The sequence below is a fragment of the Pseudooceanicola profundus genome (genome assembly GCF_054919315.1).
In genome coordinates this window covers 3,069,069-3,089,284 of record NZ_CM142898.1, presented here as the reverse complement: position 1 = coordinate 3,089,284, position 20,216 = coordinate 3,069,069, and the positions used below count along the sequence as shown (strand labels likewise).

Here is a 20,216-nt window from a genome sequence, read left to right as displayed (position 1 = left end):
ATCTGCCCTGCCTGCGGCCAAACGCCCGGGAGGCCCGTGGCGGCAAAACTGCTATACCTCCGGTCTGAATTGAGTGACGGAGGCATCTGCCGGGCCCCTCCCCCGGCGCCTCCCGGACGAGCGAGACGAACATGATGTGCGACACGAACCCTCAGGCGGCGCCCCAGGCCGACGAGCGGCCGCTCTGGCCCTCGGTGTGGAAAGGCTGGCGCCGGCGCTGCCCGAACTGCGGACAGGGCCCGCTGATGAAGGGCTACCTCACCGTGCGCGACCACTGCCCGGTCTGCCGCGAGGAATATTGCCACCACCGCGCCGATGACGGCCCGGCCTACCTGACGATCCTGATCGTCGGGCACCTGATGGCGCCGCTGCTGCTGGTGGTCTTCACCACCTGGCGGCCCGAGCCCCTGGTGCTGTTCACCATCTTCGGCCTGGGCACCGTGGCGCTCTCGCTCTACCTGCTGCCCCGCCTCAAGGGCGCGATCGTCGCGCTGCAATGGGCGCGGTTGATGCACGGCTTCGGCAACGACTGACCGGCGCGCGCCGGGCCGAAGCAGGCCCGGTTGTGGCCCGGAACGCCCCCGGCTTGGGCCCGGCCCTGAAAGGGCCCGGCACGGGTCTCCGGCACTGGCCCGGCGCAGATGCATCGGGCCGCCGCGCCTGCCCGCCTGACGGGCGGTTCCGCTTGGCAAGCCCTCCGCCCGCCCCTAGTCTGCCCGGCGGAGGACCAGACCGACCATGACCGACAAGACAGCCATCCGCGACGCCGCCACGGTGATCGTCCTGCGCGACCGCGCCACCACGCCCCGCGTCCTGATGGGACAGCGCGGCTCCAAGGCGGCCTTCATGCCGTCAATGTTCGTGTTTCCCGGCGGTGCCGTGGACCCGGGCGATGGTGCGATCCCGCTGGCCTCACCCCTGCCCGCGCTCTGCGCCGGACGGATCAGCGAAGGTGTCGCCCCCGAGATGGCGCAGATCCTGCCCGCCGCCGCGATCCGCGAGCTGTGGGAGGAAACCGGCCTGATCCTCGGCCAGCCGGGCACATGGAACGACGCGCCCGAGGACTGGCAGGGCTTTGCCCAGGCCGGCTTCCGCCCCTCGGCCGCAGCGCTGCAGTTCGTCTTCCGCGCCATCACCCCGCCGGGCCGCCCCCGTCGCTTCGATGCGCGGTTCTTCCTCGTGGATGCAGGCGAGGTGGCCAATGACCTCGACGATTTCGGCGACAACGACGAGGAACTGGAACACCTCCAGTGGATCCCGCTGACCGAGGTGCGCCAGTTCAAGTTGCCCTTCATCACGCAGGTGGTGCTGGCCGAAATCGCGCAGCGGGCCGCCGATCCCAGCCCGCCGGCCTCCGTCCCCTTCTTCTCGAACCGGGACGAGGAGCAGACCTTTCAGCGGCTCCATGGCCGCCCGATGCCGCAGGACTGATCCCGCGGCACCGCGCCGGGACTAGAGCAGCAGGATCAGCCCCAGCACGCTGGCGCTGATCAGGGCGATGCCCCAATATTCCCGCGCGCTCAGCTTCTCATGGAAGAAGAGCACCGAGGCGAGCAGCGAGAGCACCACCTCCACCTGCCCGACAGCGTTCACGTAGGCCGCGGTCTGCAGGGTGAAGGCGTTGAACCAGCAGATCGAGCCCGCCATGGAGGTCAGGCCAATCCACCCGGCGGTCTTCCACGCCCGGGTGACGCGGACCAGCTCGCCCCGGTCGAAGAGCGCCATCCAGCCGCCCATGCCGATCAGCTGCGACATCCCCACCGCTGCGAGCGTGAGGATCGCGCGCAGCATGGAGTCCTCGGTCTGCACCTGAAGCGTCGCGCCCCGGTAGAAGACCCCGGACATCGCCAGCAGCAGACCGGAGAGCAGGCCGAGCCCGGCCGCCCGGTTCCAGAACCGGCGCAGCCCGCGCACCTCGACCCCGCCGCTGTCAGAGAGGATCAGCACGCCCACCATGCCCAGCAGGATCGCCGCGAAGCCCGCGAGGCTGATGGTCTCTCCCAGCACGATGAGGCCCACGAAGACGGTCAGCAGCGTCTCGGTTTTCTTGAAGGTGATGCCGACGGCGAAATGGCGGGTCCGGAACAGGGCCACCATGGAGAGCGTGGCAAAGATCTGCGCCAGCCCGCCGGCCAGCACGTAGGGCCAGAAGGCCGGGGTGAGCGCGGGCCAGTCGCGGCCGGTGCTGCCGACCCAGATCAGCAGCCCGGCCAGCACCACCGGCGCGGAATAGAGGAAGCGCGCAAAGGTCGCCCCGCCCGCGCCCAGCGCCACCTGGCTGAGCTGTTTTTGCAGCATGAAGCGCACGGTCTGGAAGGAGACCGCGCCGAGGGTGAACCAAATCCAGCTTGGCATGTCATTGCGCCTTGAAACGGCCGGGGACCTGCCCCGGCACCGCGCGACGTCTGTGGCCCCCGCGGGGGCCGCGCCGCTCAGAAGGGCATCGGATGCGACCGATGCACGGTGTCGAGCTCTTTCATCACCTCGTCGGAGAGGTGTAGCTCGAGACCCGCAAGGATGTGGTCCAGCTGCGGCTGGGTGGTGGCGCCGAAGATGACGGAGGCCATGAACGGCCGCTGTGCGCACCAGGCCAGGGCCATGTGCACGGGGTCGAGGCCATGTTTCGCGGCCAGGGCGAGGTAGGCGTCGACCGCGGGGAAGACCCGCTCGGTCTTGCGGCCGCCCAGTTCGGGGACCAGCGACATGCGGCTCGCCTCGGGCACGGCGCCGCCCTGGTACTTGCCCGTCAGCAGGCCGGCGGCGAGCGGCGAATAGGCCAGCAGGCCCACGTCCTCGTTCAGGCAGGTCTCGGCCAGGTCGCTGTCGAACTGCCGGCAGAGCAGCGAGTATTCGTTCTGGATCGTGGCCACGCGGGGGCCGTGGCCCGCCTCGGCGAGGCGCGCCCATTGCGTCGTGCCCCATGCGCTCTCGTTCGAGAGGCCGAAGGCCCGGATCGTGCCACGGTCGACCTGCTTCTGGAGCGCCTCGAGCGTCTCGACCATGTGAGCCATGGTCTCTTCGCGGTTCTGGCCCGAGGGATCGTAGTCCCAGATCTGGCGGAAGTGGTAGGAGCCCCGGTTTGGCCAGTGGAACTGGTAGAGGTCGATGTAATCGGTCTTGAGCCGGCGCAGCGAGCCTTCGACCACCTCGGGAATGCTCTTGGCCGTGATCGGCGCACCGTCGCGGATGTTGCGATTGCCGCCGCCGCTGTGCTTGGAGGCGATCACCACGTCGCCCCGCTTGCCGGTCTTCTCCAGCCAGAGGCCGATCACCCGCTCGGTGCGGCCCACGGTGGAGGCGCGCACCGGGTTCACCGGATACATCTCGGCGGTGTCGATGAAGTCGATTCCAGCGGCCAGCGCGCTGTCGATCTGACGATGCGCGTCCTCCGTGTCGGTCTGGTTGCCCCAGGTCATGGAGCCAAGGCAATAGTTGCTGACCGAGATACCGGTCCGGCCAAGCTGGGTTCTGCGCATGTGATCGTCGTCCTGTGGCTGGTGCCTGGGGGCACTAGACAGACCCGGACGGCCTGACGCTTCCCCGCTTATCGCGCGAACCTTACGAATTCTTTGCCCGATGTCACCCCCGTGAGAGGAAGTCCCGCCATTGCGTGCCCTGCATGCCCGAAGAGGTGGCAGGATCGCCGCACCGCGCCGGGCGCTGACAAGCGTGTTTCGCGCGATGGGCCATGGCCCCGTCATGGGCAGAGCCTGCATCGGCACAGCCGTTCCAGCCTCCTCGGCCCACCGGTCGCGTAAGAGCCCCCCTGCACGAGGGGCCCCACTCCTTTGGCCCCCTTCGGCACAATCCCTTTCCCGCAAACGCCCCTGCCCCAACCCCTCTGGCCACCCCGTCTGGCCCGGCGCCCGCGCCCCTGCCCCGGCACAGCCGTCGCAGTGATGGCGCAAAATCGACCTTCCGCCTGTCGCAAAGCGGAAGGCAGCGCCCCCGCGCGCGGCGCATGACGGTCGCGTCATGCGATTCCTGCTTACCCTCGCCCCGCTGTTCCTCTCCGTCATCCTGCTGCAGCTGTCCTCCGGGGGCGTCGGGCCGCTGGATGCGCTCTCCGGGCTGGAGCTCGGCTTCTCCCGCGGGCAGATCGGCCTTCTTGGCTCGGCCCATTTCCTCGGCTTCTTCGTGGGCTGCTGGTGGGCGCCGCGCCTGATGGGACGGGTCGGCCACTCCCGGGCCTTTGCGGCCTTCACCGCCATGGGGGCCATCGGCATCCTCGCCCACGCGCTGATCCACGATCCGTGGTTCTGGGCGCTGTTCCGGGTCGCCTCCGGCCTCTGCGTCGCGGGCTGCTACACGGTGATCGAGGGCTGGCTCATGGCACGGTCTACCAAGGAGACGCGGGGCCGGGTGACCGGGCTCTACCGGATTGCGGACATGGGGGCCTCGCTCTCGGCGCAGCTGATGATCGGCGTGCTGGAGCCCGCCTCCTACGTCTCCTACAACGTGCTCGCCCTGCTCTGCTGTGCGACGCTGATCCCGCTCACGCTCTCCAACGCGCCCCAGCCCGCCATGTCGAGCGCGCCGCGCCTGCGCCCGATGCTGTCGTGGGACTGCTCGCCGCTTGCGACCGTCGCGGTTGTGGTCTCGGCGCTCTCGGGCGCGACCTTCCGGATGATCGGCCCGATCTACGGGCAGGAAGTCGGCCTCGACCCGCAGCAGATCGCGTGGTTCCTCGCGCTCTTCATCCTCGGCGGGGCGCTCGTGCAATATCCCGTCGGCCTGCTCGCCGACCGGTTCGACCGCCGCTGGGTGCTGACCGGCATCTCCGTGGCCACGATCCTCTCCTGCATCGCCACCGCGCTGACCGCCACCTCGCCCGAGGCCGCGCTGGTGAACGCCTTCCTCTTCGGGATGGCCTCCTTCCCGGTCTATTCCATCGCCGCCGCCCATGCCCATGACTTTGCCGGCGACGACCAGCGGGTCGAGCTCTCCGCCGCGCTGCTCTTCTTCTACGCCGTGGGGGCCATCGTCGCGCCCTATCTCGCCTCGGTACTGATCACTGCCTTCGGTCCCAACGCGCTCTTTGCCATGGTGGGCGCGGGGCATGTCGGCCTGCTGGGCTTCACCCTCTCCCGGATGCGCGCGCGCCCGGCGGAGGTTCGCACCCGCTACGTCTGGTCGCCGCGCACCTCCTTCACCATCGGTCGACTGACCCGGCGCGGACGCACCCCGGAGGAGTGACACGCCCCCAACCGGCTGCGCCCCCGCAGGTTGCGCACCCCGAGGTCCGGGCCCTGTGAGGCAGCCCCCCACGGCCAGTTACGCTTGCCTCTGGCACTCACCCGCCCCGATCTGTATTGGGGGGGCCAATCCAGCGGAAAGAGGAATGTCATGGCCCGGCATCTCATCACTTCGGCGATCCCTTACATCAACGGGATCAAGCACCTCGGCAATCTCGTCGGCAGCCAGCTGCCCGCCGATCTCTTTGCGCGCTACCAGCGCGGTCGCGGGCACGAGGTGCTCTTCCTCTGCGCCACGGACGAGCATGGCACGCCTGCCGAACTTGCCGCCGCCAAGGCCGGCAAGCCCGTGGCTGAATATTGCGCCGAGATGCACGAGGTGCAGGCCAGGATCGCCGAGGGCTTCCGCCTCTCCTTCGACCACTTCGGTCGCTCCTCGTCGCAGCAGAACCACCTGCTGACCCAGCATTTCGCCGGTGTCCTGGCCGAGCGCGGGCTGATCCGCGAGGTCTCCGAGACGCAGATGTATTCGCCCACAGACGGGCGCTACCTGCCGGACCGCTACATCGAGGGCACCTGCCCGAACTGCGGCTTCGACAGCGCCCGCGGCGACCAGTGCGACAATTGCACCAAGCAGCTCGACCCGGTCGACCTGATCAACCCGCATTCCACCATTTCGGGGGCCACCGATCTGGAGATGCGCGAAACCAAGCACCTCTACCTGCGCCAGTCGGCCATGAAGGACGAGTTGGAAGCCTGGATCGACAGCAAGGCCGACTGGCCAGTGCTGACCACCTCGATCGCCAAGAAGTGGCTGAACGACGGCGACGGGCTGCAGGACCGCGGCATCACCCGCGACCTCGACTGGGGCATCCCGGTGAAGAAGGGCGCGGACGACTGGCCCGGCATGGAAGGCAAGGTCTTCTACGTCTGGTTCGACGCGCCGATCGAATACATCGCCTGCAGCAAGGAATGGGTCGATGCCGGCAAGGGCGCGGACTGGGAACGCTGGTGGCGCACCGACAAGGGCGCGCAGGACGTGACCTACACCCAGTTCATGGGCAAGGACAACGTGCCCTTCCACACGCTCTCCTTCCCGGCCACGATCCTCGGCTCCGGCGAGCCCTGGAAGCTGGTGGATTACATCAAGTCGTTCAACTACCTGAACTACGAAGGCGGCCAGTTCTCCACTTCGCGCGGGCGCGGCGTCTTCATGGACCAGGCGCTGGAGGTGCTGCCTTCGGATTACTGGCGCTGGTGGCTACTCTCCCACGCGCCGGAAAGCTCCGACAGCGAGTTCACCTGGGAGAACTTCCAGGCGTCGGTGAACAAGGACCTGGCCGACGTGCTGGGCAACTTCGTCAGCCGCGTGACCAAGTTCTGCCGTTCGAAGTTCGGCGAAACGGTGCCCGAGGGCGGCAGCTACGGCCCCGCCGAGGAGGCCCTGATCGCCGAGATCGACCGCCGCCTCGCCGCCTACACGGCCCACATGGAGGCGATGGAGGTCCGCAAGTCGGCGCAGGAGTTGCGCGCCCTCTGGGTCGCCGGGAACGAGTACCTGCAGAGCGCTGCTCCCTGGGCCGCCTTCAAGGAAGACCCGGCGCAGGCCGCGGCCATCGTGCGCCTGTCTCTGAACCTGATTCGGCTCTATGCAGTGATCTCGGCGCCCTTCATTCCGGACGCCGCCGACACGCTCTGCACCGCCCTCGCGGTCGAGGACCGCAGCTGGCCGGAGAGTGCCTCGGCGGCCCTCGCCGCCCTGCCCGAGGGGCACGCCTTCTCCGTGCCGGAAAACCTGTTCCGCAAGATCACGGACGAGGAACGCGAAGACTGGCAGACCCGCTTCGCCGGCACCCGGGGCTGAGCCGCGCGCCAGCACCTGGCAAGAACGCATACGCCTGCACCGGGCCAAACCGCATGGAGGTACCGGGTCTGGTCAGCGCACCGGCACCGGGCCAAACCGCTTGCCGGCGTCGGGGCTGAACGGCGCGCAGGCACAGGGACGAACGGCTCGCCACGACCTGAGGGTGAGTGATCACCTGAGGGTGGGCCGCTCACCCTCAGGTGAGGGGGAGCCGCGCCGGCACCTCGGGCTGAGTAGCGCCGTTGCACCCGACGGTAAGCTCCGCCCCGGCACCTGGGTCTGAGTGGTACACCGGCACGGGGCTGAGCCGCGCGCACCTGCGACCTAGAATTCATCCCAGCCTTCCTGCGAAACCGGCGCGCGGTCCGCTCCGGGAGCGTTCACCGCCTTGCGGGTGGGCGTCTTGGTCTCGCGGCGTGGCTCGTCCCGGCCGGAACGGGTCAGCGTCCCCTCGCGGAGGCGGAACCGCTCCGCCGCGGAGACCAGCGATCCCGCCTCCGTGGTCAGCGCATGGCTGGCGGCGTTGGTCTCCTCGAACATGGCGGCGTTCTGCTGGGTGACCTGGTCGAGTTCGTTCATGGCCATGTTGATTTCATGCAGGCCCGTCGACTGCTCGCGCGCCGAGGCCGCGATGATCGCCACCCGCTTGGAGATATCCGCGACCGAGGTCACGATGGCCCCGAGCGCGTCGCCGGTCCGGTTGACGAGATCCACACCCGACTTCACATGGGTGCCACTGGCCGAGATCAACTCGTTGATCTCCCGCGCGGCATCGGAAGAGCGCTGAGCCAATGCCCGGACCTCGGTTGCCACCACCGCGAACCCCCGCCCGGCCTCGCCCGCGCGGGCGGCCTCCACGCCGGCGTTCAGCGCCAGCAGATTGGTCTGGAAGGCGATGTCGTCGATCACGCTGGTGATCTTCGAGATTTCCTGGCTCGATGCCCGGATCGCATCCATGGCCGAGACCGCTTCCCGGGCGACGGCGCCACCGGTTTCAGCGTTGGTCTGGGCGCTGTTCGCCATGCGGCTGGCATCATCTGCGCCCTCCGCCGCGGATTTCACCGAGGCGGTCAGCTCGTCCAGGGCCGCCGCCGTCTCCTCCAGCGTGGCCGCCTGTTTCTCGGTCCGCCGGGCCAGATCATCCGCCGCATTGGTGATCTCGCCGGCTTCGGACGAGATCGACCCGGCGTTCTGGACCACGGCGATCATCGCGTCATGCAGCGCATCGAGCGCCTGGTTGTAGTTCTGGCGCAGCGCCTCGTATTCCTTCGGGAGCTGCGTGGTGATGCTCGCCGTGAGGTCGCCGTCGGCGAGCCGTCCTAGGGCCACGCGCAGGGCCTCGACCACGTCGTGCTGGCGCTGCGCGGCCTCTTCCTGTGCCGCTTCGACCTCGCGGATGCGGCGGCGCGACTCCGTCATGTCGGTCCCGAGGAAGACCGTTCGCTCGATTTCCCCCGCCTCGTCCATGATCGGGGAGAAGGTGCCGATCGCCATGCAGAACCGGCCATCCGGACAGCGCAGCGAGAAGAACCCCGAGATCGACTCGCCGCCCTTGATCCGCTCGATCATCCGGGCATGTTCGGCCTCGCTGTAGCCCTCGCCCCGGAACAGGTCACCGGCATTGATCACCTGACCGCTCCGGTAGCCGGTCACCTTGTGGAAGACGTCATTGGCAAAGGAGACGTCACCGGGCGGCAGGATCTCCACCCGCATCTGCTGCAGGTCGATGGCCCGCAGCACCGTGCTGTTCGTTTCCTGCACCGAGACCTCGGCCCATTCTACGACGTAGCCCACGACGTCCCGCTCCTCATCGAGGACCGCGTCGACGGTCACCTTGAGCCGCGCGTCGTCCCAGGGCGCGACAAGGGTGGCCGGCAGGGGACGCTGCCCCCGACGCAGGTCCGACGCGAACTCCCGCAGACCGCTGAACTGGTCGAGCGTGTCTCCCTCAAGGTCGTCGACGGAAAACCCGGGCCAGTCCCGACGCAGGTAGGCTTGCTGCCCGCCCAGAAGATCGCGGCAGGCCCGGTTGACGAACAGGATGCGCCAGTCCGGCCCCAGCAGCATGATCGGCGCACTGGTGCCCCCGATGGCCGCGCTCTTGAAGGCCGCGTCCCGCTGGGTGTCCTTGGCCGCGCGCAGGGCCTGCCGGAACCTGTCGAGCGTACGCCCCATCGTGCCGATCTCGTCGCCGCGCGTCAGGGCGGGGATCGGCGCGTCGAAGTCATCGGCCGCCACTGCCCGCATCGCCCGCGCAACCCGCAGCAGCGGGCGCGACAGCCAGGCCCACTGGAAGGCCGCAACGCCTGCCAGAGACACCAGGAAGACGAGGCCCGCAACGGCAGCGGACCGCAGCCTCTGGGCCCGGGCCTGCAGCAACTGGCGCGCCGGGGACCATTGCAGCGCCAGCACGCCGACCGTCGCGCCATCGGGTCCGAAATGCACCGGGACGGCCCGGATCAGCCCCCCGGCGGCCGCTTCCGGCTGGCCGGTCAGCAGGGCCACCCGCGCGGCATCCTCGACGGCCCCCGCATCGAAACCCGCGCTCTCGGAGGCAAACAGCTGCTGCCCCGCCGAGGTCAGCACGATGCCGCCCGCCATGTCGCCGTGGCTGTCCTCCCCCAGCCGGTCGAGCGTATCCTGCAGCGGGCCCGGGTTCTCGAACTTGATCACCCCGCCGAGCTGGTTCGCCAGCAGGCGCGTGGTGTCCACGGCCCGTTCCGCGACGCCCTCGCGGATCACCGCCTCGATCCGGTGCTTCGAAATCACTTCCGTCGTGGTCACGACCAACAGGACGCAGATCGCGGTGATCAATGTGCCGGTCACGAAGGTGCTCCGCAGGAAGCGCCAGCGTCGCGGGGTGGTCTGTGTCTCGTCCATGCTCTGCCCCTGCAGCCCCGGACCCGTAGGTCCGCTCAAAATATGCCGGGCCCCGTGCGGGCAGCCCGGCGGTTCTCAGAACAGCATCTCAGCGTTCAACCCGACGGTGATCGCCCCGATCACCTGCCCGCTGTCCGGCGCCACGAAGCTAAAGGACACCTGCCCGACATAGCCCTGCACGCTCTCGTCGAATTCGACCTCCCCGAAATGCATGGCGCCGGGCCCGTTGGGATAGGTTTCGAGGTATTTCGCCTCCTCGCCCTGCCAGTAGTCGCTCGTCTCGCCGCTGCTGGCGACGTTCAGCCCACGGGCATCCATCAGGATCACCTCGGCAAGGATGCCGCCCGAAGCGGTGACCTGCTGGCGCAGGAACTCTGCCGCCGGCCCCGTCGTCACCTGCGCGATGAGCGGCTGGTCGGACTGGCCTGCCTGGGCCGCCCATTGCGCCTCCAGCGCGTCGATCTGCGCCTGGTCATAGCCTTCGGTCACGGCGTTCTGGGTGCTGACCGCCGCCACCAGCAGCGGGTCGGACGCCCATCGGCGCACCTCCGTCTCGACGTAGCTACGCATGATGGCGTCGTATTGCCCTGCCTGGGCAGCACAGGCCGCGAGCCCGAGGGCCCCGGCGCAGATGAGGCGGCGTATCACGTCCCGGCTCCAATCCAGTTGCGGTTCCGGGAGGAGCATTGCCGCGAAGGCTTACAAGTCGATTAATCCACGACGGCTTTCGACGCGTTTTCACGTCCTGCCCGGCCCGCGATGCGACTGGGAGGCCCCTACCAGCCTGCCCTCTGCGGGTCCGTCGACTGCCTGCGGCGCGCGGCGGATCACCTTCGCGCTTGTCTCCGTCGCGCGGCAATGCTAGGTGGCCGCTACCGCCGGTATAGCTCAGCTGGTAGAGCACGTGATTTGTAATCTCGGGGTCGGGGGTTCAAGTCCCTCTGCCGGCACCATACATCCGAAAAATTGCCTGAGAAACAGAGGGTTGCCCCCGGCAGCCCAGATAGGTGCCTGTCTCTGTTATGGCTGACGCGCGCCCGAAAAGCATTTCCAGTTGATGGCCCCCGGCAGGCTCCGGCGGGCACGACGCCTGATCATCTGGCTCGGCGTCCCGCGCCGCCTTCTGGTGGGTCCCAACCGCCCGGGTGCCCCCCGAAGACCAAAGCCTGATCTCCTGTCGACCGCCCCGGGTCTGGAGACCGCCCGGCGTCTTCGCTAAGGATTGAGCCCGTGGCGATGGAAACCGCGGGCGCCACGCGTCGAGGCCCCGCCGCCGGACCAAAAGCAACACGGAGCGCAGGTCAGCTTGAACATGTCGAGGTCGAGAGAACGGCAACGCGGAACGCGTTCCGACGCGCGCACAGTCGCGGCCGGTGCGGTCATCCTGTCGCTCTGCGCAAGCGCCGGGTTTCTCGGGCGGGGACTGCTGTCGATCGACGAGCGCTTCCTGCCCGACGACACCTATTACACGCTGTCGATCGCCCGGAGCCTCTTCGCGGGCCATGGCGCGAGCGTGGACGGCGTTATTCCCACCTCCGGGTTCCAGCCGCTGATCGTGCTCTTTCAACTGCCGGTGTTCTTCCTGTCGACGGGCCCGGACGGGCTGACGCTCGGCGCGGTGCTGATCTCGGCGGTCTTCGGCGCGGTGGCCGCGGCGCTCGCGGGCATGATCGTCCTGCGCGAGACCGCCTCCCTCCGGGCCGGGCTGATCTCGGGCACGCTGGTCGCGTTGTCACCGGCCACCACGGCAAATGCGCTCAACGGGTTGGAGACGACCCTCGCCGCGGTCATGATGCTTTGCGTCATCTGGCTGCTGCAGGGGTCCGATCGCCAGTCGGCGCTGCCGCGGATCGTGCTGATGGGCGCTGTTGCCGGCCTGTCGCTGCTGGCGCGGATCGACAGCGTCCTGCTGCTGATCCCCGCGGCGCTCTGGGGGCTGCGGCGCATCGGCCCGGCCCGCACCGGGATCACGGCCCTTGTCGCGGCGATCACCGTGGCGCCCTGGGTGCTCTATTGCCTGCGTTTCGGCGGTCCCCTGCCGGAAAGCGGTGCAGCGGTCAGGCAGATCGTCGACTTTCACATGACCAGCGGGCTGAGCAGCTTTCCACAGGTCCTGACGTCGCTGTCCTCCGCGCTCGGACGCTTCGTGCTGCCGGATGTGCCCGTGGTGGGGACCATCGTGATCGTGGCGGCCCCGGCCCTCCCCCTCGCAGCCTGCCTGCGCCAGCCGCGGCTGTCGCTGTCCGTGGTTCTGGCCCTATCGGCGGTGTCCTTCATTACGCTCTACACCTTCTACCTGCCCGCCTATTGGTTCTTTGACCGCTACCTGTCTCCCGTCTTCGTGTTCTGCGCCATGCTGCTGTCCCTCGCCGGCCATGCGGCGCTGTCCGGTCCCGACGGCTCGCGCCGCAGCGCCGTGCCGCTTGCCGGTGGTCTGGCGGTCCTCATGGTCGCGCTCGCGCAGGTCTGGGAGCTCTCCCGCACCGCAGAAGACCGCCCGGACCGCGGCTATGCGCGCTACGCCATCGAGATCCTCGACCAGTTGCCGGAGGGGGCGACGATTGCCGCCATGCAATCGGGGGCGCTCACATGGTGGGCCGGTGCCCCCCGATACGCCAAGGCGGGGCTGCGCGTGGTGAACCTTGACGGGGTGGTGAACGGCGACGCGAAGCGTGCGATCGAGGATCACCGGCTGGCGCAGTATCTTCGGTCGGTGGGCGCCACGCATTTCGCGGACTGGCCCCTGAACGTCCGGATGCTCGAGACCTACTCCGGGCAGGCCGCGCCCCCGATCCTCGGGGAGAAGATATTTTCCAGCCCCCCGTACGAGGGCTTCGACCTCTACCGCATCAACGCCGCGCCGTCCTCCTAGCGGCAGGGACTCGGCGACGTGTCAGGCGACGCGCCCTCCGTCGCGCCAGAGGGTCAGGGATCGGACGGCAGCCTGAGCAGCGCAAGCTGGCCCCCGGTGCTCCAGGGCGTGCCGTGAAGGTCGGTCCGGCCGTGCCGCGGCTCCGTTGCCACGCCCTGCACCGCGCCGGGCAGCAACGAGAGTACATCGCGGCGCACCCTCTCCTCCGACCAGGCCTGAGGATCGCCCTCGGGTGAGAAGGCCCCGGCCACGATCTCCTCTCCTGCCTCCTCCCCTCCCGGCCCCCGCCCCGCAGACCAGAGCCGCAGGATACTCTCTCCCCCGGGGGCGCGCAGGGTCACGGCGGCGGGCAAGGCGTCGCGGAAGGCGGGAAGCGCCGTCGCATCGGTCCGGGCCCGCGTCGTGAACTCCCCCCTCACGGCCGCGAAGACGGAGGCCACGCCGGGCGCGGGCACCATCGTCCATCCTGCGGCCACCAGCCGGTCGGCAAGCGCCTCGGGCGATGCCCCCTCGACGATCAGCGTGACGGGCGGCAGGGCCTCCCCCGTCAGCGTGACGACCTCCAGCGGCAGTGTCCCGTCGGTCACCGCCGCCTGCACATCGGCAACCACGGTCTGCGGGGCGGTCTGCGCGTGTTTCAGGACCGGTCGTTTCTCCACCGCCAGCCAACCTGCGGCGATCAGCGCGAGGGCGGCCACGCCGAGGGCCATGCCCCTGTGCGGTGCGCGGGCCGGCAGGCGCGTCCGGCGCAGCCTGTCCGTCACGCCAAAGCCGATCACCAGCCAGATGCCCCCGATGATCCAGCCGTTCAGCACGTCCGAGAGGTAGTGTTCGATCAGGTAGATGCGTGTCAGGCCGATCCCCACTGCCACGGTCGTTCCCCCGATCAGGGCGAGGGTCGGCCCGATGAACCGCTCGCGCCAGAGCAGCACGAAGAGGCAGGCATAGAGCGCGACCGAGATCGCGGCATGGCCGGAGGGAAAGCTGTGGCTGGTTTCGAGGAAATAGCCGAGCTCCGGCCGCGCCCGGCCGAAGGCGAGCTTCAGCAGGGTCACCGTCACCGCGTCGCCCGCGACGGACACCGCGAGGCCGATGGCCGCCGCAGGTCGCCCCCAGAGGGCGAAGAAGGCCACCGCACCGGCGGCCACGGTCGTCGCGACGGGCACATGGCCCAGTTGCGTCAACCAGCCCGCGATCGCCAGCCCGCCGTCACTCCAGTAGGCATGGACGAGGTTCGCGATCCGGGCATCAAGCGCCGCGGTTTCGGGCAGGAAGGTCAGGTCGAAGGCGTTGTCGACGAACACCCCGGCAAGGTAGATCAGCAGCACCACGATGGCCGTGGTCATGAGGCCGCCGCCGTGGGCCAGATGCAGGCGCTGCGCAAGGAAGGCGGCCGCCTTGGGGTAGCGCGCGGCCAGCCGTTGCACCGGCGGCCAGTCCGACAGATGCCGCGCCAGCCCCTCCAGCGTCTCGACGATCAGCGGCCAGCCGCGCCGGATATGCCGGGTCACCACCCATGTCAGGGCCACGATCACGGCAAAGAGCCCAAGCGGCAGCGCGACCCTTGGCAGGTAGGGGGCGATCCGCGCGAGGATATCCCCCGCGACATAGCCCATGGTGACATGGACGAGGGCATAGGCGATGCCCCCGACGATGTTCCAGAGCGCAAACTGGCGACGGCCCATGCCCGAGAGCACCGCGGCCAGCGCCGCCAGCCCCGAGACCGGGCCGAGGAACCGGGCCAGCACCACCGCGAAGGGCCCGCGCCGCTGCAGGAGGTCCTGTGCCCGCGCGAAGGTCCGGCCCTGCGGCAGGCGCAGCCGCCCGCCCAGCCACCGCCCCGTCTGCCAGCTGAGTTCGCCGCCGAGAATGGCACCCACCGCCACGAACCACAGGAGGTCGAGGAAATCGAGGTATCCCAGCCGCACCAGCGCACCGCCCGCATCCACCACCAGCGTCCCCGGGGCAAGGACACCGGTCACCCACCAGCCCTCGAGCAATGCGAAGAGGCCGACGATCCAGTAGGACCAGACCCCGAGGGATTCGAGCGTCGGCAGGATATGCGAGAGAAAGCTGTGCATGGGCATCCGGTCTGTCGGGCGGGAGAGGATCACCCCGCGGCGGCTGTCGCCTCCGGGGCGGAACGGTGCTCAGCCTCGCGATTTCTCCGGTCGGATCAAGGGCGTTCCGGTCACGGTTGCGCGGGCGCCCGGCGGGTCGGTGTCGATCGCGACGGCACGCCTGCCTCTTGAGCCGGGCAAGGCCACGGATCGCCTCGGGCGGGCGGTGGCTCAGGACGTTTCGTCGACGGGCCCTGCCCCCGGGTCGCCTGTGGGCGCAGAGGTCTGGCGGTATCGCCTTGGCCAAATCCGAGCGTTTCCGTCGGATTGAAAAGCCAAATCAAAACACTCAACCATTTGATTTAATTCATTTTTTCATTGACGCCGGCAGCGCGCCTCCCTAGATAGGGGGCAAGAGATAGACAGCCCGCCAGCCCCGCGCCAGCCAGCTCTCCATCCACCGCAGACAGCCCGCCAGCTTTCCGCCAGCCAGCCATCTCCGAAACAGCTTACCCAGCCACCCAGGAGGCAGCCATGGCAACTGCAGCGTGCAAGACCTGCGCATTCTACGAAGATCACGTCGCCAATTCGGCGCATCAGCTGGATGACGCGGGCCTGTGCCGCGCCAACCCGCCGGTGACCCAGAAGGACGCCGACAGCCGCGGCTTCTGGCCGGTGGTCAAGTCGGGCGACTGGTGCGGCAAGTTCTCGACCGTTTTCGCGGCCGAGTGAGCGCACCCGCCGGACGCCTTCAACGGCACGGACCACGCATGCACACGGGCGGCCCTCTGGCCGCCCGTTCCCGTTTGACGGCCTCCCCGGTCTCGCCACCCGGCATGGTCCGGCCCCCGCGCCGTTGAAGCTGTCCGGCGGATGCCCGGTCCCCTCTCGCCCCCTGCGCGTCCGGTCGCGGCAGCCGCTTGCCGCGCGCCTGCCGCTAGCCGTCACACCGGCTGCCCCCTGTTTCATGCAGCCCTCTCATGAGTAGGGTGAATAATCCGGCGATTATCCGGCAGGGGCCTTGGGCCTATCTCCCCTGACATGAGCCGCCCCGACAAGGGGCACAGCCCGGCCTCCGGGCCGGTCAGAAAGGACAGACCCATGATTTTCGATGAAACCTATACCCTCGCCAACGGCGTCTCCGTGCCCAAGCTGGGCCTCGGCACCTGGATGATCGAGGACGACAAGGCTGCAGAGGCCGTGCGCACCGCGATCGAAATCGGCTATCGCCATATCGACACCGCGCAGGCCTATGAGAACGAACGCGGCGTCGGCGCAGGCATCAAGGCCAGCGGCGTCGCCCGCGAAGAGCTCTTCATCCAGACCAAACTCGCCGCCGAAGTGAAGGACTACGCAGGTGCGAAGGCCGCCATCGAGGGCTCGCTCGAGGCGCTCGGGCTCGACTATATCGACCTGATGATCATCCACTCGCCGCAGCCGTGGATGGAGTTCGCCGGCGAAGACCGCTTCTTCGAGGGCAACCTCGCGGCCTGGAAGGCACTGGAAGAGGCCTACGAGGCAGGCAAGATCCGCGCCATCGGCGTGTCGAACTTCCAGAAGGAAGACCTCGCGAACCTGCTGGAGAACGCCACCGTCAAGCCGATGGTGAACCAGATCCTCGCCCACGTCAGCAACACGCCCTTCGAGCTGATCGACTACACCACCTCGAACGGCCTGCTGGTCGAGGCCTATTCGCCCATCGCCCACGGCAAGATCCTCGACAATGCCGAGATCAAGGCCATGGCCGACACTTACGGCGTGACCGTGCCGCAGCTCTGCATCCGCTACGTGCTGCAACTGGGCTGCGTGGCGCTGCCCAAGACCGCGACGCCCGCGCATATGAAATCCAACGCCGAGCTGGACTTCGTGATTTCCGACGCGGACATGGAAACGCTGAAGACCATCGAGCAGATCAAGGACTACGGCGACGCGAGCGTCTTCCCGGTCTACGGCGGCAAGCTCTGATCGCCCTGCCCCGACGCGGGCAAGGCGGCTGACAGGAGACGCCCGGTGCGCCCCCCGCGTTCCGGCCGTTTTCGTGTCCACCCGCCCGCTCCGCGGCCCATGAAAAAAGGGGCGCGGCCCTGCGGCCACGCCCCCTTTTTCCTCGTGCGCCCGGCGGTCATTCCAGCGTGGCGAGGTAGCCCACCACGTTGGTCCTGTCCTCGGCCGAGGGCAGGCGCTGCACCATCCGCGTGCCGCGCACCATGTCGCGCGGGTTCTCGAGGAATTGTTCCAGCAACTCCGCGCTCCACGTCAGTCCGCTGTCGGCAAGGGCGCCGGAATAGCGAAAGCCTTCGACGCTGCCGGCCTCGCGGCCCACCACGCCCAGAAGCGTCGGCCCGGTCCGGTTGGCGCCGTCCACCGTGTGGCAGGCGGCGCAGCGCTGGCGGAAGGTCGTCTCGCCTGCCGCGATGTCCTGAGCGGCAACGGGACCCGCCGCAAGCACGGCAAGCGTGGCGAGAAGGGCCCGTGTCATCGTCATGGCCCCTCTCATCCGAAGTTGTGTTTCGACAGCGGCAGGCTGCGGATGCGCTGCCCGGTGAGCGAGGCCACCGCATTGACAATGGCAGGCAGCACGGCCGGCAGGCCCGGTTCGCCCACCCCGCCCATCGCCGCGCCGCTCTCGACGATGGCGACATGCACCTCGGGCATCTGGTCCGGGCGCAGCACCTCGTAGACGTCGAAATTGCGTGCGGTCGGTGCGCCGTTCTTGTAGACGAGCTCCTCGACCAGCGTCGCGGAAACGCCCAGCGCCACGGCGGATTGCACCTGCGCCTCGATCACCCCGGGGTTCACGATCTGGCCCGGGTCGATGGCCACCCAGACCTGATGCACCTTCACCTCGCCCCCGTCGAGCGAGACCTCGGCAATGCAGGCCGCCTCGGACCCGAAGGGCGAGGCCATGGCGACGCCGCGGGCGCGGGGCGTGCCCTCCACCTCGTAGGGGCCCGGCTGCCAGCCACCAGAGAGCGCTGCGACGCGTTCCAGCAGCGTGGTGAGACGGGCATTGCCCTGCAACATGTTCCGCCGCATCTCGTAGGGGTCGAGCCCGCCGGCCACGGCCAGTTCGTCAAGGAAGCCCTCGTACATGAAGTCATGCATCGAGTGGCCGACCGCGCGCCAGTAGCCGATTACCGCCGGGTTCGCGACGGGGATCTGGCCGACGAAACGATCGGCGATGGCATAGCTCTTGCCCGAGATGCCCTCGGTCGCGGAGGGATCGCTGCCCGCGGGCGCGTTGTACCAGCGCTGCGTCGGCCCCTCGCCTGCCACGATGGCCTCCAGCGCGGTGACCCCCTCGGGGCCCACGGAGCCACGGAACCGCGCAAGACCCAGCGGACGGGGGGCATCACGCAGGAAGTCCTCCTCGCGGGTCCAGAGCAGCTTGACGGGGCGACCGACGGCCTTTGCCAGCGCGATGGCCTGCGGGAAGGGGTTCGCGGTCTCGTAGAGGAAGTGACGCCCGAAGAAGCCGCCCAGCATCTGCGAGTGCAGCCGCACCTGCGCAGGGTCGATCCCCGCGGCGGCGGCGGCGGCGCCGGTGAACTGCTCGGGCGCCTGGTTCGGCAGCCAGAGGTCCAGCGTCCCGTCGTCGTTGAACCGCGCCGTGGCGGAGGGCGGCTCCAGCTGACCGTGAACCACGAAGGGCGCATCATAGGTCGCCTCGACCACCGTCGCGGCGGCCTCCAGCGCGGCGGCAGCATCGCCCTCGGCCTCCACCTGCACCGGGGAGCCGGTGGCCGAGGCCAGCGTCTCACGGAAGGCGGCGGAGGAGAAACCGGCCGGCATCGGCCACTTGGCCTCACCCTCGGTCCAGTCGACCTCGGCGGCTTCGACCGCGCGGCGGGCCTGCCAGAACTTCTCGGCCACCACGGCGACGGCGCCATCCAGAAGGTGCACGGAGTGTACGCCGCGCATGGCCTCGATCTCCGACAGGTTGGTGACGGCAGCGGGCGTCAGGCCCAGCCGGGGCGCGTGCTGGACGGCGGCCAGCAGCATTCCGTCGACCTCCACGTCGATGGCATAGCGCGCCTTGCCGGTGGACTTGTCGCGCACGTCGAGACGGGGGATCGGGGTCTTGATCCAGCGGAATTCGGCGGGATCCTTCAGCGCCGTATCGGCGGGCACCGGCAGGTCCATGGCGGCCCCGGCCAGATCACCGTAGGCGGCGCGGTTGCCGCTTGCTGGATCGACGACGAAGCCGGGTTCCGTCGTCAGGGTGGCGGCATCCACCTCCCATTCGGAGGCGGCGGCCTGCACCAGCATCGCCCGCGCGGCGGCGCCCAGCTGACGCATCAGCGGATAGGCGGTGCGGGTCGACATGCTGCCCCCGGTTAGGCGGTAGCCACCCATGATCGCGAAGGGGCCGCCTGCAGGCGCGATCTCGACCGAGAAGACCGCGGGGTCGAGGTCCAGTTCCTCGCCCACGATCTGGGCCATGGCGGTGTAGATGCCCTGCCCCCCCTCGATGAAGGGGCTGCGCAGAAGCGCGGTGCCATCGGCGCGCAGTTCGAGATAGGCGGGTACGGCAGGGCCTTCGGCGGCCGTGGCGGTCTGTGCCTTTACGCCACGGGTCGGCAGCGCAGTCGCCAGCACGAGGCCCCCGGCACCGGCAAGGAAGCCGCGGCGCGAGACGTTGATCGGGCCCCGGTGTGCGGGTCGGTCCATGCGGGTCATGCTCACGCCTCCGACGCTGCGCGGACGGCCGCGCGGATCTTGTTGTAGGTGCCGCAGCGGCACAGGTTGGTCATCGCGGCTTCAATGTCGGCGTCGCTGGGGTCCGGGGTTTCCGACAGCAGCGCGGTCGCCGCCAGCACCTGGCCGGACTGGCAGTAGCCGCACTGGGGAACCTGGTTCTCGACCCAGGCCTCGACGACGCGGCGGCCGATCTCGGTCTCTTCAACGGTCTCGATGGTCCTGATCTCCAGTCCCTCGACACTGTCGGCGGGCGTCACGCAGGAGCGCGTGGCCACGCCGTCCACCAACACGGTGCAGGCACCGCAGGCCGCAATGCCGCAGCCGTATTTCGTGCCGGTGAGGCCAAGCTCCTCGCGGATCACCCAGAGCAGCGGGGTATCGGGGTCCACGTCGACGTCGCGCGCGGTACCGTTGACGGTCAGCTTCATGCGTCAAATCCTTCTGGCTGGTCCCGCGGCAGACGCACCTCTCCCGGGGACATGGGCTTTGCGCCAGTATCCCAGAGCCACCGCCGGCGGACTATCGGCCCCGGCCCGATAGTCGTGATGAAGCGGGCTCATCAATCGCGGGGCGTCGGGACGCGCAGGACGGCCAGGGACCGTGCCGGGACCGCGCACACCGGCCCGTCCCCAAACATCGGCACG

Annotated in this window: 15 protein-coding genes and 1 tRNA gene; 8 read left to right on the top strand and 8 right to left on the bottom strand. The window is 69.0% G+C overall.

The annotated features are described in order from the left end of the window. The first annotated feature begins 131 nt into the window (after positions 1–131). Both ACX9MO_RS14240 and ACX9MO_RS14235 read left to right on the top strand, forming a co-directional pair. Positions 132–533 carry a DUF983 domain-containing protein gene (locus tag ACX9MO_RS14240; RefSeq protein WP_462212312.1) on the top strand — a complete coding sequence of 134 codons (402 nt, stop codon included), beginning with the start codon at positions 132–134 and terminating at the stop codon, positions 531–533. Positions 534–738: 205 nt separating this feature from the next. Then, complete coding sequence (locus ACX9MO_RS14235) at positions 739–1,431, top strand: NUDIX hydrolase (RefSeq protein ID WP_462212311.1); 693 nt, start codon at positions 739–741, stop codon at positions 1,429–1,431. 21 nt (positions 1,432–1,452) lie between these two features. Here the strand turns inward: ACX9MO_RS14235 and ACX9MO_RS14230 are convergent, their stop codons facing one another. Both ACX9MO_RS14230 and ACX9MO_RS14225 read right to left on the bottom strand, forming a co-directional pair. Further along, the gene (locus ACX9MO_RS14230) at positions 1,453–2,355 is read right to left on the bottom strand and encodes an EamA family transporter (RefSeq protein WP_462212310.1); all 903 of its coding nucleotides are present in this window, start codon (positions 2,353–2,355) and stop codon (positions 1,453–1,455) included. 77 nt (positions 2,356–2,432) lie between these two features. Continuing rightward, positions 2,433–3,476 carry an aldo/keto reductase gene (locus tag ACX9MO_RS14225; protein ID WP_462212309.1) on the bottom strand — a complete coding sequence of 348 codons (1,044 nt, stop codon included), beginning with the start codon at positions 3,474–3,476 and terminating at the stop codon, positions 2,433–2,435. A gap of 499 nt (positions 3,477–3,975) precedes the next feature. Between ACX9MO_RS14225 and ACX9MO_RS14220 the strand changes: the two genes are divergently transcribed. After that, positions 3,976–5,196: an MFS transporter gene (locus ACX9MO_RS14220; protein WP_462212308.1), complete on the top strand. Its 1,221-nt coding sequence runs from the start codon at positions 3,976–3,978 to the stop codon at positions 5,194–5,196. Positions 5,197–5,346: 150 nt separating this feature from the next. Then, positions 5,347–7,059 (top strand): methionine--tRNA ligase, encoded by a 1,713-nt coding sequence (gene metG, locus ACX9MO_RS14215; RefSeq protein WP_462212307.1) that lies wholly within the window; start codon positions 5,347–5,349, stop codon positions 7,057–7,059. A gap of 324 nt (positions 7,060–7,383) precedes the next feature. On the opposite strand, the gene ACX9MO_RS14210 is transcribed toward metG, so the two are convergent. Continuing rightward, positions 7,384–9,939, bottom strand: coding sequence for a methyl-accepting chemotaxis protein (locus ACX9MO_RS14210; protein WP_462212306.1), 2,556 nt, complete (start codon positions 9,937–9,939; stop codon positions 7,384–7,386). A gap of 75 nt (positions 9,940–10,014) precedes the next feature. After that, positions 10,015–10,509, bottom strand: a complete 495-nt coding sequence (locus tag ACX9MO_RS14205; RefSeq protein WP_261397811.1) for a hypothetical protein — start codon at positions 10,507–10,509, stop codon at positions 10,015–10,017. 307 nt (positions 10,510–10,816) lie between these two features. Here ACX9MO_RS14205 and ACX9MO_RS14200 point away from each other — a divergent pair. Together ACX9MO_RS14200 and ACX9MO_RS14195 are read left to right on the top strand one after the other, a co-directional pair. Then, positions 10,817–10,892, top strand: a tRNA-Thr gene (locus ACX9MO_RS14200). Between the two features lie 359 nt (positions 10,893–11,251). Further along, entirely contained in the window at positions 11,252–12,811 is a 1,560-nt protein-coding gene (locus ACX9MO_RS14195) for a hypothetical protein (protein ID WP_462212305.1), read from the top strand. A 53-nt stretch (positions 12,812–12,864) separates the two neighbouring features. Here ACX9MO_RS14195 and ACX9MO_RS14190 read toward each other — a convergent pair whose 3' ends face one another. Beyond that, on the bottom strand, positions 12,865–14,892 hold the full coding sequence (locus ACX9MO_RS14190) for a bifunctional DedA family/phosphatase PAP2 family protein (RefSeq protein WP_462212304.1): 2,028 nt from the start codon (positions 14,890–14,892) through the stop codon (positions 12,865–12,867). Between the two features lie 513 nt (positions 14,893–15,405). On the opposite strand from ACX9MO_RS14190, the gene ACX9MO_RS14185 reads away from it, so the two are divergent. Next, on the top strand, positions 15,406–15,603 hold the full coding sequence (locus ACX9MO_RS14185) for a hypothetical protein (protein WP_222489337.1): 198 nt from the start codon (positions 15,406–15,408) through the stop codon (positions 15,601–15,603). Between the two features lie 369 nt (positions 15,604–15,972). Further along, entirely contained in the window at positions 15,973–16,836 is an 864-nt protein-coding gene (locus tag ACX9MO_RS14180; protein ID WP_462212303.1) for an aldo/keto reductase, read from the top strand. 157 nt (positions 16,837–16,993) lie between these two features. Here ACX9MO_RS14180 and ACX9MO_RS14175 read toward each other — a convergent pair whose 3' ends face one another. The 3 genes from ACX9MO_RS14175 to ACX9MO_RS14165 are packed head-to-tail and all read right to left on the bottom strand — an operon-like array spanning position 16,994 to position 20,000. Further along, on the bottom strand, positions 16,994–17,356 hold the full coding sequence (locus tag ACX9MO_RS14175; RefSeq protein ID WP_462212302.1) for a c-type cytochrome: 363 nt from the start codon (positions 17,354–17,356) through the stop codon (positions 16,994–16,996). Between the two features lie 8 nt (positions 17,357–17,364). Continuing rightward, complete coding sequence (locus ACX9MO_RS14170) at positions 17,365–19,542, bottom strand: xanthine dehydrogenase family protein molybdopterin-binding subunit (RefSeq protein WP_462212301.1); 2,178 nt, start codon at positions 19,540–19,542, stop codon at positions 17,365–17,367. An 11-nt stretch (positions 19,543–19,553) separates the two neighbouring features. Next, positions 19,554–20,000: a (2Fe-2S)-binding protein gene (locus tag ACX9MO_RS14165; RefSeq protein ID WP_462212300.1), complete on the bottom strand. Its 447-nt coding sequence runs from the start codon at positions 19,998–20,000 to the stop codon at positions 19,554–19,556. Positions 20,001–20,216 lie beyond the last annotated feature (216 nt).

Coding starts and splice junctions, on each gene's coding strand:
- ACX9MO_RS14240 (WP_462212312.1), top strand. CDS start 132: ATGATGTGCGACACGAACCCTCAGGCGGCGCCCCAGGCCGACGAGCGG.
- ACX9MO_RS14235 (WP_462212311.1), top strand. CDS start 739: ATGACCGACAAGACAGCCATCCGCGACGCCGCCACGGTGATCGTCCTG.
- ACX9MO_RS14230 (WP_462212310.1), bottom strand. CDS start 2,355: ATGCCAAGCTGGATTTGGTTCACCCTCGGCGCGGTCTCCTTCCAGACC.
- ACX9MO_RS14225 (WP_462212309.1), bottom strand. CDS start 3,476: ATGCGCAGAACCCAGCTTGGCCGGACCGGTATCTCGGTCAGCAACTAT.
- ACX9MO_RS14220 (WP_462212308.1), top strand. CDS start 3,976: ATGCGATTCCTGCTTACCCTCGCCCCGCTGTTCCTCTCCGTCATCCTG.
- metG (WP_462212307.1), top strand. CDS start 5,347: ATGGCCCGGCATCTCATCACTTCGGCGATCCCTTACATCAACGGGATC.
- ACX9MO_RS14210 (WP_462212306.1), bottom strand. CDS start 9,939: ATGGACGAGACACAGACCACCCCGCGACGCTGGCGCTTCCTGCGGAGC.
- ACX9MO_RS14205 (WP_261397811.1), bottom strand. CDS start 10,509: ATGCGTAGCTACGTCGAGACGGAGGTGCGCCGATGGGCGTCCGACCCG.
- ACX9MO_RS14195 (WP_462212305.1), top strand. CDS start 11,252: ATGTCGAGGTCGAGAGAACGGCAACGCGGAACGCGTTCCGACGCGCGC.
- ACX9MO_RS14190 (WP_462212304.1), bottom strand. CDS start 14,892: ATGCACAGCTTTCTCTCGCATATCCTGCCGACGCTCGAATCCCTCGGG.
- ACX9MO_RS14185 (WP_222489337.1), top strand. CDS start 15,406: ATGGCAACTGCAGCGTGCAAGACCTGCGCATTCTACGAAGATCACGTC.
- ACX9MO_RS14180 (WP_462212303.1), top strand. CDS start 15,973: ATGATTTTCGATGAAACCTATACCCTCGCCAACGGCGTCTCCGTGCCC.
- ACX9MO_RS14175 (WP_462212302.1), bottom strand. CDS start 17,356: ATGACGATGACACGGGCCCTTCTCGCCACGCTTGCCGTGCTTGCGGCG.
- ACX9MO_RS14170 (WP_462212301.1), bottom strand. CDS start 19,542: ATGGACCGACCCGCACACCGGGGCCCGATCAACGTCTCGCGCCGCGGC.
- ACX9MO_RS14165 (WP_462212300.1), bottom strand. CDS start 20,000: ATGAAGCTGACCGTCAACGGTACCGCGCGCGACGTCGACGTGGACCCC.